The organism is Nonomuraea diastatica, from assembly GCF_004349015.1.
GTDB classification, from domain to species: Bacteria; Actinomycetota; Actinomycetes; order Streptosporangiales; family Streptosporangiaceae; genus Nonomuraea; species Nonomuraea diastatica.
Map to the genome: position 1 here is coordinate 1 of NZ_SMKP01000456.1, position 611 is coordinate 611.

At 73.5% G+C, this 611-nt stretch carries 1 protein-coding gene; it reads left to right on the plus strand.

The annotated features are described in order from the left end of the window. Positions 1-531: FGGY-family carbohydrate kinase (locus E1294_RS52150; RefSeq protein WP_220448465.1), on the plus strand; the 531-nt coding region annotated here is incomplete at its 5' end. Between the last annotated feature and the right edge of the window lie 80 nt (positions 532-611).

Consider the following 611-nt stretch of genomic DNA (forward strand, 5'->3'; position numbering starts at 1 on the left):
GGGGGAATGGGCGCGGGGCGGGACAGGTACGCCGCCCTGCCCGGACTGCTGGACGGTGTGCGGTTGCCGACGGGAATCATCGCCGAGCCGTACCTGCGCGGCAGGGTGGCGCCCGCGCCCGACCGCGAACGCCGGGTGACGATGTCCGGGATCGGGCCCGAGCACAGGTTCGGTGACCTCCTGGCAGCCGCCATGGAGGGTACGTGCCTGCACACCCGCTGGACCGTGGCCGAGCTCGCCGCCGTGACCGGCGCCGCTCCCGAGCGGCTCGTGGTCTTCGGCGGGCAGGTGCGGATCCCGCTCTGGATGCGCATGAAGGCGGCGGTCTCGCCCGTGCCGGTGGAGGTCGTCCGGGCGGACGACGCGGTCTGCGCGGGCGCCGCTCTCATCGCCGGGCAGGCGGGAGGTTCGCTCGGCGACGTCCCCGTGCTGCCCCGCGAGCCGCAACCGCACGACCCCGGCCTCGCCGCCGCCTATTTCCCCCTGTACGAACGTTTCCTGTCCTCCGCCTGCCGGCGGGAAGGCGGATGACCAGGCAGAACCATCAGATCGGAGCACTCATGACCAGCCAGGAGACCACCACACCCGCCCCCACGCTCGACCTGCTGGCC